The sequence below is a fragment of the Jannaschia sp. L-14R genome (assembly GCF_056857695.1).
The window spans coordinates 926743-942158 of the sequence record NZ_JBSXNP010000011.1; the positions used below are offsets into that span (position 1 = coordinate 926743).

Consider the following 15416-nt stretch of genomic DNA (forward strand, 5'->3'; position numbering starts at 1 on the left):
AGGCGGCATGGCCGCAGGCTCAACCCCGTTTGCGATGATAGGTCAAAGCGTCGCGGATCAGCAGGCGGAGGGGCGCATCGGGCAGCGCGCTACCGGGGGCGAAGATCACGGCGCGGGTGCCTTCGGTCGTCAGCGTGTCGGGGAAGGTCTGGCGGAAATCGGCGATCAGGCTGGTCTGGCAATGCACGAACAGCGCTGTGCCGCTGGGCTTGGATATACCTAGTCGGACTGCCGTGCCGATACGGGGCGCCGCGGGCAGATAGGCGGGCTGGCCCCATTTCAGCGTTTCAGTCAGCGGGCCGAGGTCGGGGATTTCGGCGGCGGTCGCGAAGATCAACGCTCGAAGACGCAGCAGGTCGACGCAGGCTGCATCGGGAAAGGCACCGAAAACCTGCGCGACCGCGTCGGTCTGAAATGGCGGATCGACGGGTATGGCCATCATCTAGGCTTCCCGCAGGATTTCGAGGAACGCCTCGCCGAACCGCTCGGCGTGGCGATCACCCAGAATGCGGGTGATGTCCGCCGCATCGGCGCGGGCGCGGGCGACTTTGGCCAGTTGCGAGGACGAGCAGGTCATCGGCTTGTCGGTCCCGGTATCGCCACGGGTCAGATCGTTCTGCACCGATAGAAGCTTGTCGTAAATTTCGCCCTCGCCCCGCCCGGCCAGCTTGCGGCGGGCGGGGTGGACGGGGTCAGGGGTTTCGCCGGTCAGGACTGACAGGAATGTCGCGCCGTAGCGCTCGAGTTTGGTCGCACCGACGCCCGAGATTCCGGCCATGGCATCCAGTGTCGCGGGACGCGTTTCGGCCATTTCGATCAGCGTCCTGTCAGTGAAGACGACATAGGCGGGGACGCCCTGCGCTTCGGCCAGCGCGCGGCGCTTGGCCTTGAGCGCCGACAACATGGGGGCGTCCTCATCGGACACCAGTTGCTTGACGGCCGGGCGGCGCTCGGCCCGCGTGATCGTGTCCTTGCGAAGAGTGACGCTGGCCTCGCCGCGCAGAATCGGGCGTGCCGGATCGGTCATCCGCAGCGCGCCGTGGCGTTCGCCATCCGGGCGCACCAGATCAAGGCCCATCATCTGTCGGAAGATCGCCTGCCATTGCGGTTTCGGCGTATCTCGGCCCGCGCCCCATGTCGGCAGGCTGTCGTGGCCGAAACGGCGGGTCTTGTCGGTCTCCGTTCCGGTCAGCACGTCGACCAGATGACCGGTGCCGAAGCGTTCATCGGTCCGCAGCATGGCCGACAGCGCCTTGCGCACCTCGGTCGTGGCGTCGAATAGTTCGGGGGGTTTCTCGCAGAGGTCGCAATTGCCGCAGGGCGCGGGCGTTTCGCCGAAATAGCCCAGCAGGGTCACGCGGCGGCAGATCTGCGCCTCGGCCAGACCCAGAAGCGCATTCAGGCGGGTGTGGTCGGCGGCGCGCATCTCCGGTGGGGCCAGACCTTCGTCGATCTGCTGGCGGCGGTATCGGATGTCGTCGGCCCCGAACAGAGTCAGCGTATCGGCGGGGGCACCATCGCGACCGGCGCGGCCGATCTCCTGATAGTAGCTTTCGATCGACTTCGGCAGGTCGGAGTGGGCGACCCAGCGAATGTCGGGCTTGTCGATGCCCATGCCGAAGGCGACGGTGGCGACGACGATCAGACCGTCTTCCTGTTGAAACCGCCGCTCGACATCGCGCCGGTCATCGGCGTCCATTCCGGCATGGTAGTGGCAGGCGGCATGGCCGTCGTCGCGCAGGGCGCGGGCGATGCCCTCGGTCTTGGACCGCGTGCCACAGTAAACGATGCCTGACTGGCCCTTGCGCGCGGCGGCGAACGACAGGATCTGGCGGCGCGGGCCGTCCTTGGGCTGGAAGGTCAGGGTGATATTGGGCCGGTCGAAGCCATGCAGGAACACCTGCGGTTCGTCCGCAAACAGGCGGCTGGCGATCTCGGCGCGGGTTTCGGCATCGGCGGTTGCCGTGAAGGCGGCAAGAGGCACGTCCAGCGTTTGCCGCAGCGCACCGATGCGCAGGTAATCGGGGCGGAAATCGTGGCCCCACTGGCTGACGCAATGGGCCTCGTCGACGGCGATCAGCGTACAGTTGGCGCGTTTCAGCATCCGTTCCGTACCGCCCGAGGCCAGACGTTCGGGGGCAATGTAGAGGAGCTTGAGCGACCCGTCTTCGATGGCCTGCCAGACGGTTTCGGTCTCCTCCTCGGTGTTGCCCGAGGTCAGGGCACCGGCATTGACGCCCGCCTCCTGCAGGGCCCGCACCTGATCGCGCATCAGGGCGATCAGGGGTGAGATCACGACAGTCAGCCCGTCGCGCACCAGTGCGGGCAATTGGAAGCACAGGGATTTGCCGCCCCCTGTCGGCATGATCGCCAACACATCGCGCCCGGCGACGACGGCATCGACTATCTCCTCCTGACCGGGGCGGAAGGCGTCGAATCCGAAGATGGAGGGCAGAAGGTCCCGGGCGTCGGGCATCGCGGCTTTTCCAGATTGGTTTTTGCCGGACTCCCATATGCCGAATCCGGAAACAAGAGGGCAACGGGAGGATAGTAAGAATCGATGACATGAGAATCGTTCTCAATTTTGCCTTTCGCGGTGCTACAGGCGGTGGTAAGTAAGGGGCCCTGACGCAAAATATGGGGGACCTACGATGTCCATCCTTCGCACTGCCCTGATCGCCCTGACATTCGCCACCCCACTCGCGGCCCCAGCGCTGTCGCAGGAAGTTACGCTGCGGTTCCAGCATTTCGTGAGCCCGAATTCGGCCAATCCGAAGTATTTCATGCAGCCCTGGGCCGATGCCATCGAGGAGCAGTCGAACGGTCGCATCAAGGTCGAGCTATATCCCTTCATGCAGCTGGGCGGGTCGGCTCCGAACATGTATGACCTGATCGCGGACGGCGCGGTCGATGGCGGCTGGGTCATTCCCGGCTACCAGCCCGGTCGGTTCCCCGAGGCCGAGGCACTGGAGCTGCCGTTCATGACGCCCAAATCCGCGGAAACCGCATCGCGAGCGGCCTGGGCCTTCACCGAAAAATACCTGATGGACGATTTCGCCGACGTTCAGATCATCGCGGCGCACATGCACGGACGCGGTCTGGTCCACAAGAAGGGTCCCGCACCTGAATCGGTCGCGGATTTCAGGGGTCTGAACCTGCGTGGCCCGTCCCGGCCAGCCACGCTGTTGCTGGCCAAGCTGGGCGCGAACCCCGTCGGAATGCCCGTCCCGGCCTTTCCAGAGGCGCTGGCCAAGGGCGTGCTGGACGGCGGTGTCATCACATGGGAGCAGGTCCCCTCGCTGAAACTGGACGAGTTGACGGACAGCCACACCGACGTCGCGGGCGACCAGTCGCTGTACAACCTGTATTTCATCTGGGCGATGAACAAGGCCGTCTACGACGGTCTGCCGGACGACCTGAAAGCGGTGATCGACGCGAATTCGGGTCTGATGGCCTCGGCCTGGGCGGGGCGCGCGCACGACCTTGGCGACGCCGAGGGACGTCTGGTGGTCGAGGCGACGGACAACCAGATCGCGACCCTGTCGACCGAAGTCACCGCCGAGATCGTGGCCCTGGGCCAGGAGGTCACGGCTGACTGGATCGTCGAGATGACGGCCAGGGGGCTTGATGGAGCCGGATTGGTGGCGGACGCGCAGGCGATGATGGCGGCGGAGTGATCCGGACGGGACGCGGGGGCCAGCCCCCGCACCCCCCGGGATATTTCGGCCAGGAGGAAGGCGCGGCGGCCTATGGGTTCGCCAGCCCTTTTTGCGATCGGGCCAGGGTGACGAAGGTATCGCCATAACGCCGCTGGTCGATTGGGGTCAGGTCGGAGAGGGTCGGGGGCATCGACTCCTCCCAGACGATGAGGGCGTCTTGGGCCAGCCAGCCGCCGGTCCGCAGTGCCGCGATGGCTGTCTCGCCAAGACGTTGCCCATAGGGTGGATCAAGGAAGATCAGATCGTGGGCCGTGCCGTCGCCCGGCCTGCGCGCATCGCGGGCGATGATACGTGCGTCGGCGCCAAGCAGCGCTATGTTGTCGCGCAGGATCGCCAGCGATTTGCGCCCCTGTTCTATGAAGGTGGCGGACGCGGCCCCCCGGCTGAGCGCCTCCAGCCCCAGTGCGCCGGTGCCGGCGAAGACGTCGAGAACACGTGCGTCGGTCAGCACATCGCCATGGCCGCCGTTGACCAGCAGATTGAAAATGGACTCGCGGACGCGGTCGGTGGTCGGGCGCAGATGGGCTGCCGTATCGCCCTTGCCCACCGCGGTCAGGCGACGGCCGCGCCACGCCCCGCCGATGATCCTCATGCGCGGCTCACATCAGGTCCTTGATCGGGGTCGATCCGTCGGCGACGGCCCCCGCGTCAGGGGAGCGGCCCGACTCGATCAGGCGCTTGCCGACCATATAGGCGCGCGGATCGTTCATCGCGTCGACGGCCAGCAAGGTGTCGCCCTTGAAATACCAGTGCGACCGACCGCCGCCCGTGGGGGTGCCATCGCGAACGATTACGTGATCGAAACCGGTGTTCAGGCCCGCGATCTGCAGTTTGACGTCGTATTGATCGGACCAGAACCACGGTTTGGCGACATAGGCTTCGTCCGCTCCCAGCACGTTACGGGCTACGACCTCCGCCTGATCGATGGCATTGGGGACGGATTCGAGCCGGATGCGCCGCCCGCGCCACGGAAAGGAACAGCAGTCGCCCGCCGCCCAGATGCCGGGAGCGGAGGTGCGCCCGCGGTCATCCACCGCGATTCCGTCATTCACTTCCAGCTTTGCTGCCTTGGCCAAGTCGACATTGGGCGCGACACCGATGCCGCAAACCACGGCATCGACCTTGAAACTGGTCCCATCCGACAGGACCGCGCCGCTGACGTGATCGGACCCGGTGAGACGGGCCAGAGCCGCGTCCTCGATGATTTCGACGCCTTCGGCCCGGTGACGGTCGGCGAACCAGAGCGCCGTATCCTGGCAGGACACCCGGCTGAGAATTCTTTGGGCCGCCTCAAGCAGCGTGACGCGCATGCCGCGTTTGCGGGCGACAGCGGCGGCTTCCAGACCGATATAACCGCCGCCGACGATAAGCAGGTGGCCGTCCGCGCGGATATGCGGCTCCAGCGCGTCGATATCCGCGAGCGTGCGCACGGCGAAGACGCCCGGCAGATCGCCCCCGATGTCGGCGGGCAGGCGGCGCGGCGTCGACCCGGTGGCGAGGATGATGGTATCGCAGGTTTCAGTTCCGCCTGTGTGGGTCAGGGTCATTGCGACGGGGTCCAGCGCGGTGATCCGGATGCCGGTGTGAACCTCCACCCGCTGGTCGTCATAGAAAGATGCGGGCCGCAGATGCAGCCGGTCGCGCGTCATCTCGCCCAGCAGGTAGGCCTTGGACAGCGGCGGGCGCTGATACGGCAGTTCCGCCTCATCCCCCCAAAGAGTCAGGCGTCCGTCGAAGCCCTGCTTGCGCAGCGTCTCGACCAGGGTGGCCCCGGCCTGACCGGCACCGATTACGGCAATGTGCTGCATGTCGTTCCCTCTGGTCGTCTGTTAACGGACAGCTATATCCCGGCTTCAGAAACTTCAAACGCGAGGAACCATCCATGGCCATATCCCAAGGTGACAGATTGCCCGATACGCAGCTGATCCGGATCGGCGACGATGGCCCCGAGACGGTCTCCCTGTCCGAGATCGGACGCGGCAAGACCATCGCCGTCTTCGCCGTGCCGGGCGCCTATACGCCAACCTGTTCGTCGGCCCATGTGCCCAGTTTCATCCGCACCAGGGACGGGTTCGCGGCCAAGGGTGTGGATACCATCGTCTGCGTATCGGTGAATGACCCTTTCGTGATGAAAGCCTGGGGCGAGGCGACGGGCGCGACTGAGGCGGGTTTGCACATGCTGGCCGATGCGGACGGCACGTTCACCAAGGCTATCGGTATGGATTTCACCGCGCCGCCTGCCGGTCTGATCGGTCGGTCGAAGCGCTATGCAATGTTGGTCGACGATGGTGTGGTCAGAACGCTGCACGTTGAAGAAGCCACCGGCGTCTGCGAGATGACGGCCGGAGAGTCGCTTCTGTCCGAGCTCTGATTTCAGGCCCGGCGTGTCGCGAGGTACAGATTGGTTTCCGACCGTGACACGCCGTCGATCAGACGGATACGGTTGAGCGTCGTGTCCAGTGCCTCCAATGTATCGGCACCCAGCTCGGCGATCAGGTCCCAGCGACCATGAGTGGAATGCACAGCTTCGACTTCCGTCATGGCGGCCAGCGTGCGGCTGACGCGAGCCGCACCCTTGCCCTCGATCTCGATCAGGATAATGCCACGCACCGGGCGGTACGCCAGATCGCTCTTGAGAACTGCCCGATAGCCCAGGATTTCGCCGACCTGCGACAACTTCTCCATTCGGGCCCGCACAGTGGCGCGGGTGACGCCCAGCCTTGCGGCAAGTGTCGAAATGCCAGCCCGTCCGTCTTTGGAGAGTTGCACCAGAAGCCGGTGGTCGAGATCGTCCATTATGATTGCTCCGATTGATCATATTGGTCGAAACGTCGACCGATTTGACCTCATATCCCGCTTTCGACTGCCGCTCCAGCAGGATCAACTGGCCCGAACAATCCGGAGCATCCCATGGCCAAGCACATCACCCTTCTCGGCGCGCCCATTCAGACCGGTGCCTGGCGGCGCGGTTGCCTGATGGGGCCGGATGCCCTGCGAACGGCTGATCTTGCCGCGACACTGACGGTGCTGGGGCATGATGTGACGGATGCGGGCGACGTCTCCCCCGAGGTTCTGAGCGTGCCCGCGACCGAAAACCAGACCATCCGCGACCTGGACCTCTGCGCAGGTTGGGTGCGTGCGTTGCAGGCGGCGGCGGGCAAGGTGACCCAGGACACGATTCCAGTTTTCATGGGCGGCGATCATTTGATGGCGGCGGGCACGGTCCCGGCCATGGCCGCCCGTGCCGAAACGGACGGTCGTCCGTTGTTCGTGCTGTGGCTGGATGCGCATTCCGATATCCACGACTTCGACAGCACCGACAGCGGCAACCTGCACGGCACTCCGGTCGCGTATTTTACCGGCCTGTCAGATTTCTCGCCGCAGTTCCCCGTTTTGCCCGCGCGGGTCGATCCGGCGAATATCTGCATGATCGGGCTGCGGTCCGTCGATCCGCATGAAAAGGCGGCACTGGCCCGCACCGAGATTCAGGTGGCCGACATGCGCGCCATCGACGAACACGGCATTGCCGCGCCGCTGCGTGCCTTTCTTGACCGGGTCGAGGCGGCGAACGGACATCTGCACGTCAGCTTCGACGTCGATTTCCTGGAGCCGGACATCGCACCTGCCGTCGGCACAACCGTTCCCGGCGGCGCGACTTTCCGCGAGGCGCATCTGGTGATGGAATGGCTGCACGACAGCGGACTGGTGACATCGCTGGACATCGCGGAGCTGAACCCCTTCATGGACGAGCGCGGCAAGACAGCCCGTCTGATGGTGGATTTCGTCGCCTCGCTGTTCGGTAAATCCGTCCTCGACCGTCCAACGCGGGCGCGAGGATGACGTCCCGCGCCGCCCGTATTTCACGATCACCCCGAAAGGCCACATCATGACCGACCTGAACCCATCCCGCATGGCCATGGTGCCCTTTGTGTCGGTCCACAACATGATGCGCATCGTGAATGGCGATGGCGTGGCCGAGACCATCGCCGCCATCGCCGACCGGATCGAGGCGGATTTCCTGCGCTGGGAAGAGTTCGACAAGACCCCCCGCGTGGCCGCCCATTCCGCCGAAGGGGTAATCGAGTTGATGCCGACCTCGGACGGCGAGCGGTATGGGTTCAAATACGTCAACGGGCACCCGGCGAACATGGGGCGCGGGTTCCAGACCGTGACGGCTTTCGGGGTTCTGGCTCGGGTCGACAACGGTTACCCGATCCTGCTGTCCGAAATGACGATTCTGACGGGGCTGCGCACGGCGGCGGCGTCCGTGGTGGCCGCCCGCCATCTGGCCCCGAAAGACGCAAAGGTCATGGCGATGATCGGCAACGGCGCGCAATGCGAGTTTCAGGCGCTGGCCTTCCATCACGTTCTGGGTATCGAAGAAGTGCGGCTTTACGATATCGACCCGGACGCCACGGCCAAGGCGGTGCGCAATCTGGCGACAACGGGGTTGAAGGTCACGTCCTGCACCACGGCCGAAGACGCTATCGCGGGCGCGCAGATCATCACCACATGCACGGCGGACAAGAAACAAGCGACGATTCTGACCGACAACATGGTGGGCGCGGGCGTCCACCTCAACGCGATCGGCGGCGATTGTCCCGGCAAGACGGAGCTGCATCGCGACATCCTGAAGCGCTCGGATATTTTCGTGGAGTATCCGCCGCAGACGCGCATCGAGGGCGAGATCCAGCAACTTGACGACGATCATCCTGTGACCGAGCTGTGGCGCGTGATTGCGGGAAAGGCAACGGGCCGGACGTCACGCGATCAGATCACCCTGTTCGACAGCGTCGGCTTTGCGACCGAGGATTTCAGCGCGCTGTGCCACATCCACGATGCGGCCCGGCGAACAGGATACTATGTCGATCTGGACATGCTGGCCGATCCGGATGATCCGCGCGACCTGTTCGGGATGCTGGTGCGGGCCGCAGAGACCTGAACCGGACTGCGCGCGATCAGTCTTCCTTGACGATATGCACGGTGCGATTGGGGAATGGGATTTCCACCCCGGCCGCGTCCAGCGCCAGCTTCACCTCGCGGTTCATGTCCTTCCAATAGGCGAAGAATTCCGTCCGTGGCACCCAGGCGCGAACCATGAAATCAACGCTGCTCGCGCCTAACTCGGTGACTTTGACGGTCGGCGGAGGGTCGGCCAGAAATCGCGGGTCGGCGGAGATCGTGTCGCGGATAACTTGTTCGACCGTATCCAGATTGGCGGAGTAGCCAACCCCGAACGTCCACTCCGCCTGCCGCGTATCATAGGCGGAGTAATTGGTAATCGTGTTTCCCCAGACTTCGGAGTTTGGGATGATGATCTGAACGTTGCCGATGCTGGCCAGTTCCGTAAAGTTCAGGTTGATCGCCTTCACCGTTCCGGACTCGCCATTGATCGTGACAAAATCGCCCAGTTTGATGGGCCGGAAGAAAATCAACATCACACCCGCCGCCACGTTCGAAAGCGTGCCTTGCAACGCCAGACCGATGGCCAGACCCGCGGCACCGATGACGGCCACCAAAGACGTCGTCTGAATTCCGAAGGTGTTCAGCACAATCAGGAACGACAGTCCGATGATGGCGTATCGCGCAAGGTTCGCCAGAAAATCGAACAACGTGTCGTCCAGCCGCTTGTGCCTGTGCGACAGCCCCGAAATCCGCCCCGCGACCCATCCCGCGACCATCAGGCCAATGACGAGGACCACAATGGCGGACAGCACATTGCCCAGAATGCCCGCCAGATAGTCGAAGGAAATGAAATCGCCCAGCGTGCGCCCGGCGTAGACTTCGGTCGAGAGGAGTTCGTTCATATCGAAGGGCGTCTTTCAGGTCAGTTTGTCGATAGCACGCGCAAGGTCGATATCCTTTTGCGTCAGGCCGCCCGCATCATGCGTCGTCAGCCGAATGTCCACCCGGTTCCAGACATTGCGCCAGTCAGGGTGATGGTTCGCAGCCTCTGCCAAAAGGGCCACGCGGGTCATGAACCCCCATGCCTGCGAGAAGTTTTCGAACTTGAACTGCCGCGTGATCGCGTCTGCGCCACCGGACCAGCCCTCGGGGATTTCCATATAGGTCATTCCTGTTCCTCCTGCGCGATGCGCCGAAACGGACCATAGCCGGTCAGAACTTCGATGTCCTCCTCCACGGCCTGTGCCTCGGCCTCAAGAAACTGCTCCACGGCGCGACGGAAGCCTTCATTCGGAATATGGTGAAGGCTGTGGCAGGTCACCGGCAGATAGCCGCGCGCAAGCTTGTGATCGCCCTGCGCCCCGGCCTCGACCCGCGACAGGCCGCGTTCGATGGCAAGGTCGATGGCCTGATAATAACACAGCTCGAAATGCAACATCGGGTGATGCTCGACCGCGCCCCAGTAGCGCCCATAGAGCACATCGCGTCCGATGAAATTCAGCGCGCCCGCCACTGGCACGCCATCGCGTTCGGCCAGAACCAGCATGACGTCGTCGCGCATCGTTTCCTGCACCTGATCGAAGAACGCGCGGGTCAGATATGGTGTGCCCCATTTGCGCGCGCCGGTGTCGCGATAGAACCGCCAGAAAGCATCCCAATGCTCGTGCCGCAGCGTATCGCCGGTGTAGGTATTTATTTCGCCGCCGAACCCCTGCGCGACGGCGCGTTCACGGCGGATTGTCTTGCGCTTGCGGGAACTGAGTGCCGCCAGAAACTCATCGAACGCTTCATATCCGTCGTTGAACCAGTGGAACTGCTGGCTTGATCGTTCCATCAGGCCCAGCGCCGCGCCCGCCGCCCTTTCGTCTTCGGTGCAGAACGTGATGTGCAGCGACGACAGCCCGTTTTGCTCCGTCACCTGCACCGCCGCCTGAACCAACGCCTTAAACCCGACGTCCTCGTATCCCGGTCGCAACAGGAACCGCCGCCCGGTTGCAGGGGTAAACGGAACCGCCAGTTGCAGCTTGGGATAATAATCGCCGCCCGCCCGCTCCCAAGCCTGCGCCCAGGCATGGTCGAAGATGTATTCGCCCTGACTGTGCCCTTTGGCATAGAGCGGCGCGCAGGCAATGATGTCCTGTCCTGACTTTGCTATCAGATATTGCGGTTGCCAGCCGGTGCCCGGCCCGACGCTCCCGGATGTTTCCAGCGCGCGCAGGAACCGATGCGTCGTGAACGGGTCATTCGGCGAGCCACCGTCCGCCGTTTCGGGACTGGCACAGGCGTCCCAGTCGGCGGCGTCGATATCGGCCAGCGACGGCACGACATGGATCGCAATTTCGGCTTCGGACTTGAGGACGGATTTGGTCATGGGCAACAGGTGGGGCCGTTACGCATCAGGGCAAGTAGCCTTCGAACGTGACGGCATCGGCGATTTTGCGCGCCTCGGCCTCCTGCGCCGGAGATCGGATCGTCCAGCACAGGATCGCGGCCCCAGCGCGCTTCAACTCGGACACGCGGGGCATATTCAGCGCATCGGCCTGATGGCTTATGAAATCGCACCCCAGTCTGTCGAAATCTGGGATTGCGGCCAAGTGGTCCCGTGTGGACTCCGTCAGTTCGGGCCAATGATCGGCATCAAAGGCGGAAGTCACCAACCCGCGCGACAGATGTGGCGCATCGCGCTGAAAACAGGCGACCGAATGCGGGTTGAACGACATCACCGCGACGTCGCCAACATAACCGTCCAGTGTCGCCATCGCCGCCGCTTCCAGGGGGCCAACATCGGGACCCATCTGCCCATCCTGATCCTTGACCTCGATCAGGACAGGCACACGCCCGGCAATCATCTCAAGCACCGCTTCCAGGGTAGGTATGCCTGCATCTTCGCCTCGCAAGCCGGTCTGGGAGAGAGCCTTTGCCGTGAACGAACCGACTTTGCCATCTCGCACGGTCAGACGAGCCAGATCGTAGTCGTGAAACACCATGGCATGACCGTCGGACGACGGTTGAAGGTCAAGTTCGATGGCGACACCAAGTTCCACCGCGGCGCGGAAGGCCGCCATGGAGTTCTCGGGTCGTCCGACCCCATCGGCCCCGATCCCGTGCAGGCCACGGTGCGCGATATGTCCCTTCAGAAATGCTGCGGGCAGGGTCATTTTATGCGAAAAATTCCTTCAATCTCGACGGCGACACCGAATGGAAGAATGGCACCGACAGCGGATCGCGCATGGCGCCCCGCATCGCCCAGCGCTTCAACCAGAAAGTCCGATGCACCGTTCACGACCTTGGGCTGATCCTCGAACTCGGGCGTGCAGTTGACGAAGGCGGTCAGCTTGACGACCTGCTCCAGCCGTTCGATATCGCCGCCGCAGGCCGCCTTGACCTGTGCCAGCAGGCTGATCGCACAGGCGCGGGCGGCGGCGGCACCGTCCTCGACCGACATATCATCACCCAGCCGTCCCTTGATCAGCCCGTCCGGACCGTTGCTGATCTGGCCCGAGACGAACAGCAGGTCGCCCGAGCGGACGGCAGGCACATAGTTGGCGGCCGGGGCCGGGGCATCGGGCAGGGTTACGCCCAACTTTGCAAGGGTCTCGGTATAGGACATCGGGCAACTCCTGTTATTGTCGCACGATTGCTGACATGCCGAACCGCCGATGCCAAGCAGATGTCCGGACGCGTGGCATTCGAGGGGAGACACATGTCCGCACGAAGACTATTCCCGAAACGCGCGCTTGAAGTAATCCGTCATCGGCTTGACGAGATAGGCCAGCACCCTGCGGTCGCCAGTCCGCAGATAGGCCTCGACCGGCATGCCCGGAAGCAGAACCTGACCGTCGAGCCGCGCGATTTCCCCGGCGTCGGGCTGCACCTCCGCCAGATAATACGTCAGTCCCGTCGCCGGATCAGTCAGGGCATCGGGCGATACGCGACGGATATGGCCAAACAACTCTGGCGTGATCCGTGCGTCGAAGGCAGGCAGGCGCAGGGTCACAGGTTGTCCGGGATACACCTGATCGACATGGATCGGATCGACCTGAGTGATGATTACCAGCGGCCGGTCCTGCGGCACGAGATAGAGAACCGGGTCGGCTGCGCGAATGACGCTGCGCTGGGCAAAGACCTGCATGTCATGGACGATTCCGGCAACCGGAGCGGTGATGTCGAGACGGGACATGCGCGCGCGCACGGCACGGTCACGTTCCGCAATCTCCATCTGACGGGATCGCAGGTCCCGCAATTCCGTGATCGCATCTTCGCGCGTGCGGTTGCCTTGTTTGAGGATTTCCAGATCGATTTCGGTCATGCGGCCCTGCAATTCGGCCACCGAGGCGCTGAATTCGCCCAGTTGCCCCAGCAGTCCGGCTTCGTCCCGTTGTAACGCCAGCACGCGGGAGGATTGAGTCAGGCCGCTTGCCAGAAGGGTCTGCTGGGCCACCAGTTCCTGACGCAGTAGCACCAGCTGACGCCGCAGCGCGGCGGATTGGGCGGCGACCCCGGAAATCTGGTTGGCGATCTGCTCCTTGCGGCGGGTCAGCTGTTCGACCTCGCGACTGCGCGCGGTGCTGCGGGTCGCGAAAAGGTTGCGCTGTCCTGCAATGGTCTCTGCCACGTCGCGGCGGACCTGCCCTGCGGTCAGCAGACCGGCGGGAAAGGTCAGCAGCTGCGCCCCGTCCCTTTCGGCCATCAGGCGCGCTGCGCGTCCCTCGAGTTCGAGGATCTGACTCCTCAGGATATCGGCATCCGATTGCAGCGCAGTCGGGTCAAGCCGGATCAGCACCTGACCGGCTTCGACCATATCGCCGTCGCGTACCAGGATTTCGGTCACGACGCCGCCGTCCGGGTGTTGCACGACCTGCCGGTTCCGGTCGACCGCAATCCGCCCCGAAGTTACGATTGCGCCTGAGATTTCCGCCGTCAGTGCCCATGACCCGAACCCGCCGATCAGCAACAGAAGGGCCAGAATTCCCAGCATCAGTGGCCTTGCAGTGGAATATTGCGCCAGATCAGGGCCAGGGCCAGCGGTGCACATCACGACATAGTCCCCGGTCGCGCGCCACCCGCGATCTGGACGTAGTTTTTTACGCGTTTCTGCAAGACTTCCTCGCGCGGGCCGAAGGCAGCGCGTGCGCCATGCTCCAGCATCAGAAGCAGATCGCATTCCTGAATCGCGGCGGGGCGGTGCGCGATTATGATGACTGCGCCACCCGCATCCTTCATGGCCTTGATCGCGCGGTTCAACGCCATCGTTCCGTCGTTGTCGAGGTTCGAGTTCGGCTCGTCCAGGACCAGAATCTCGGGGTCGCGGAACATTGCGCGGGCCAGACCGATGCGCTGGATCTGCCCTCCCGACAATCGGCCCCCGACGGCAGACACAGGCGTGTCGTAACCTGCTGGTTGCTGAAGGATCATCTCGTGCGCGGCGGCTTTCTTTGCGGCTTTGACGATCAGTGCCGGGTCTGCATCGGATTGAAGGCGGGCGATATTTTCGCCGATGGTGCCGTCGAACAATGTCACCGTCTGCGGCAGATAGCCGATATAACTGCCCAGAACGTCGGGGTCGTATTGTTCCAGCGTCGCGCTGTCCAGTCGCATGCGACCGCCTGCGGTGGGCCATGCTCCGGTAATGGCTTTGGCCAGCGACGTCTTGCCCGCGCCAGACGGTCCGATGACGCCCATCGCCTGACCTGGGGCCAGCACGAAGGACACTGCCCGCAGGCTGGCCTGGGTCGCACCCGGAGGCACCATCGTCACATTCTCGGCGACCAGCCGCGCCCTCGGGCGGGGCAGGGGTGTGCGCACCACTTCGGCGGGGATCGTGTCCAGCAACTCGATCACCGACAAACGCCCGCGTCGCGCCGCATGGATCATCTGCCATTGGCCGATCACCATTTCGATGGGCGACAGCGCGCGCCCCAGAAGGATGGATCCGGCGATCATCGCGCCAGCCGTCATCTCGCCCCGCAAGACCAGCCATGCCCCGAGACCCAGCATTGCCGATTGCAGGAACAGCCGCAGCGTCTTGGTCGTCACGGTAAACAGCCCCGAGCGGTCCGAGAACATCATCGATTGCGTCAGAGACCGGCCTCGCGTCTTCATCCAACGGGCGAAGGCGGCGCCGCGCATGCCCAGAGACTGAACGAGTTCCGCCTCGGATGCGAGTTGCTGTGCCGTCAGTTCGGCGCGCGCAGTGGCCAGATTTGCCTGCGCCATCGGTCCGGATGCCATCAACTGGTTGATCAAGGCCAGCGCGATCAGCGCGACCCCACCGGCAAGGGCAAGAAGCCCCAGCATCGGATGGAACAGAAAGATCGCCGCGATGAACAGCGGCGTCCAGGGGATGTCGAACAGGGCGAGAAAGACAGGTGAGGACATCAGCCGCTGCACAGCCTCGACATCCCGCAGCGGATTGCGCCCGCCCGCCCCACCGGGGGTCAGCGACAAATGGCGCAGATGCGCGGCGAAGACGCGGCCGTCCAACCGGGCCTGAAACTCCGCGCCGACCCGCGCCATGACACGCCCGCGGGCATGATCCAGCACACCCATCATGACAAACAGGAATGTTGCCACGACTGACAGTGCGACAAGCGTTTCTTCGGATCTTGAACCCAGAACCCGGTCGTAGACCTGAAGCATGTAGACCGGGCCGGTCAGCATCAGAAGGTTCACCGCCATCGAGAACACGAAAACCATCCTCATCGAAGCGGCCGACGCCCGGCGGATGGCGGCGACCTCCTCACTGCCCGAGGGGCGCGTGGTTCGGCACGGGGGTGGCATGCGGTGCGGACT

At 63.9% G+C, this 15416-nt stretch carries 16 protein-coding genes; 4 read left to right on the plus strand and 12 right to left on the minus strand.

Translation table 11 applies throughout. From position 1 onward, the window contains the following. Positions 1-19 precede the first annotated feature (19 nt). The gene (locus AC13C2_RS17325) at positions 20-442 is read right to left on the minus strand and encodes a DUF1801 domain-containing protein (protein ID WP_245737463.1); all 423 of its coding nucleotides are present in this window, start codon (positions 440-442) and stop codon (positions 20-22) included. Further along, entirely contained in the window at positions 443-2476 is a 2034-nt protein-coding gene (gene recQ, locus AC13C2_RS17330; RefSeq protein ID WP_482887581.1) for a DNA helicase RecQ, read from the minus strand. Positions 2477-2651: 175 nt separating this feature from the next. Between recQ and AC13C2_RS17335 the strand changes: the two genes are divergently transcribed. After that, positions 2652-3677, plus strand: coding sequence for a TRAP transporter substrate-binding protein (locus AC13C2_RS17335; protein ID WP_482887582.1), 1026 nt, complete (start codon positions 2652-2654; stop codon positions 3675-3677). A gap of 70 nt (positions 3678-3747) precedes the next feature. Here AC13C2_RS17335 and rsmD read toward each other — a convergent pair whose 3' ends face one another. Continuing rightward, a complete protein-coding gene (rsmD, locus tag AC13C2_RS17340; RefSeq protein WP_092758996.1) occupies positions 3748-4311 on the minus strand; it encodes a 16S rRNA (guanine(966)-N(2))-methyltransferase RsmD in 564 nt (187 codons plus the stop codon). Between the two features lie 7 nt (positions 4312-4318). Beyond that, positions 4319-5527 (minus strand): NAD(P)/FAD-dependent oxidoreductase, encoded by a 1209-nt coding sequence (locus tag AC13C2_RS17345; RefSeq protein WP_482887583.1) that lies wholly within the window; start codon positions 5525-5527, stop codon positions 4319-4321. A gap of 74 nt (positions 5528-5601) precedes the next feature. On the opposite strand from AC13C2_RS17345, the gene AC13C2_RS17350 reads away from it, so the two are divergent. Beyond that, positions 5602-6090: a peroxiredoxin gene (locus tag AC13C2_RS17350; protein WP_092758992.1), complete on the plus strand. Its 489-nt coding sequence runs from the start codon at positions 5602-5604 to the stop codon at positions 6088-6090. Positions 6091-6092: 2 nt separating this feature from the next. Here AC13C2_RS17350 and AC13C2_RS17355 read toward each other — a convergent pair whose 3' ends face one another. Beyond that, on the minus strand, positions 6093-6515 hold the full coding sequence (locus AC13C2_RS17355) for an Lrp/AsnC family transcriptional regulator (RefSeq protein ID WP_092758990.1): 423 nt from the start codon (positions 6513-6515) through the stop codon (positions 6093-6095). A gap of 114 nt (positions 6516-6629) precedes the next feature. Between AC13C2_RS17355 and rocF the strand changes: the two genes are divergently transcribed. Continuing rightward, positions 6630-7559, plus strand: a complete 930-nt coding sequence (gene rocF, locus AC13C2_RS17360) for an arginase (RefSeq protein WP_482887584.1) — start codon at positions 6630-6632, stop codon at positions 7557-7559. 46 nt (positions 7560-7605) lie between these two features. Beyond that, on the plus strand, positions 7606-8661 hold the full coding sequence (locus AC13C2_RS17365) for an ornithine cyclodeaminase (RefSeq protein WP_482887585.1): 1056 nt from the start codon (positions 7606-7608) through the stop codon (positions 8659-8661). A gap of 16 nt (positions 8662-8677) precedes the next feature. On the opposite strand, the gene AC13C2_RS17370 is transcribed toward AC13C2_RS17365, so the two are convergent. The 7 genes from AC13C2_RS17370 to AC13C2_RS17400 form a co-directional block, all read right to left on the minus strand. After that, a complete protein-coding gene (locus tag AC13C2_RS17370) occupies positions 8678-9526 on the minus strand; it encodes a mechanosensitive ion channel family protein (RefSeq protein ID WP_482887586.1) in 849 nt (282 codons plus the stop codon). A 15-nt stretch (positions 9527-9541) separates the two neighbouring features. Continuing rightward, positions 9542-9793 (minus strand): 4a-hydroxytetrahydrobiopterin dehydratase, encoded by a 252-nt coding sequence (locus AC13C2_RS17375; RefSeq protein WP_092758982.1) that lies wholly within the window; start codon positions 9791-9793, stop codon positions 9542-9544. After that, positions 9790-10995, minus strand: a complete 1206-nt coding sequence (locus AC13C2_RS17380) for a GNAT family N-acetyltransferase (RefSeq protein WP_092758980.1) — start codon at positions 10993-10995, stop codon at positions 9790-9792. The genes AC13C2_RS17375 and AC13C2_RS17380 overlap by 4 nt, the downstream gene beginning before the upstream one ends. 25 nt (positions 10996-11020) lie before the next feature. After that, on the minus strand, positions 11021-11782 hold the full coding sequence (locus tag AC13C2_RS17385) for a glycerophosphodiester phosphodiesterase family protein (RefSeq protein WP_482887587.1): 762 nt from the start codon (positions 11780-11782) through the stop codon (positions 11021-11023). Further along, entirely contained in the window at positions 11779-12234 is a 456-nt protein-coding gene (locus AC13C2_RS17390; protein ID WP_092758976.1) for a RidA family protein, read from the minus strand. Before AC13C2_RS17390 ends, AC13C2_RS17385 begins: the two co-directional genes overlap by 4 nt. A 108-nt stretch (positions 12235-12342) precedes the next feature. Beyond that, the gene (locus tag AC13C2_RS17395) at positions 12343-13602 is read right to left on the minus strand and encodes an HlyD family type I secretion periplasmic adaptor subunit (protein WP_482887588.1); all 1260 of its coding nucleotides are present in this window, start codon (positions 13600-13602) and stop codon (positions 12343-12345) included. Between the two features lie 56 nt (positions 13603-13658). Further along, on the minus strand, positions 13659-15404 hold the full coding sequence (locus tag AC13C2_RS17400; protein ID WP_482887589.1) for a type I secretion system permease/ATPase: 1746 nt from the start codon (positions 15402-15404) through the stop codon (positions 13659-13661). Positions 15405-15416 lie beyond the last annotated feature (12 nt).

Excerpts from the sequence above, each read along its gene's own strand:
- AC13C2_RS17325 (WP_245737463.1), bottom strand. The coding sequence starts at position 442 with ATGATGGCCATACCCGTCGATCCGCCATTTCAGACCGACGCGGTCGCG.
- recQ (WP_482887581.1), bottom strand. The coding sequence starts at position 2,476 with ATGCCCGACGCCCGGGACCTTCTGCCCTCCATCTTCGGATTCGACGCC.
- AC13C2_RS17335 (WP_482887582.1), top strand. The coding sequence starts at position 2,652 with ATGTCCATCCTTCGCACTGCCCTGATCGCCCTGACATTCGCCACCCCA.
- rsmD (WP_092758996.1), bottom strand. The coding sequence starts at position 4,311 with ATGAGGATCATCGGCGGGGCGTGGCGCGGCCGTCGCCTGACCGCGGTG.
- AC13C2_RS17345 (WP_482887583.1), bottom strand. The coding sequence starts at position 5,527 with ATGCAGCACATTGCCGTAATCGGTGCCGGTCAGGCCGGGGCCACCCTG.
- AC13C2_RS17350 (WP_092758992.1), top strand. The coding sequence starts at position 5,602 with ATGGCCATATCCCAAGGTGACAGATTGCCCGATACGCAGCTGATCCGG.
- AC13C2_RS17355 (WP_092758990.1), bottom strand. The coding sequence starts at position 6,515 with ATGGACGATCTCGACCACCGGCTTCTGGTGCAACTCTCCAAAGACGGA.
- rocF (WP_482887584.1), top strand. The coding sequence starts at position 6,630 with ATGGCCAAGCACATCACCCTTCTCGGCGCGCCCATTCAGACCGGTGCC.
- AC13C2_RS17365 (WP_482887585.1), top strand. The coding sequence starts at position 7,606 with ATGACCGACCTGAACCCATCCCGCATGGCCATGGTGCCCTTTGTGTCG.
- AC13C2_RS17370 (WP_482887586.1), bottom strand. The coding sequence starts at position 9,526 with ATGAACGAACTCCTCTCGACCGAAGTCTACGCCGGGCGCACGCTGGGC.
- AC13C2_RS17375 (WP_092758982.1), bottom strand. The coding sequence starts at position 9,793 with ATGACCTATATGGAAATCCCCGAGGGCTGGTCCGGTGGCGCAGACGCG.
- AC13C2_RS17380 (WP_092758980.1), bottom strand. The coding sequence starts at position 10,995 with ATGACCAAATCCGTCCTCAAGTCCGAAGCCGAAATTGCGATCCATGTC.
- AC13C2_RS17385 (WP_482887587.1), bottom strand. The coding sequence starts at position 11,782 with ATGACCCTGCCCGCAGCATTTCTGAAGGGACATATCGCGCACCGTGGC.
- AC13C2_RS17390 (WP_092758976.1), bottom strand. The coding sequence starts at position 12,234 with ATGTCCTATACCGAGACCCTTGCAAAGTTGGGCGTAACCCTGCCCGAT.
- AC13C2_RS17395 (WP_482887588.1), bottom strand. The coding sequence starts at position 13,602 with ATGCTGGGAATTCTGGCCCTTCTGTTGCTGATCGGCGGGTTCGGGTCA.
- AC13C2_RS17400 (WP_482887589.1), bottom strand. The coding sequence starts at position 15,404 with ATGCCACCCCCGTGCCGAACCACGCGCCCCTCGGGCAGTGAGGAGGTC.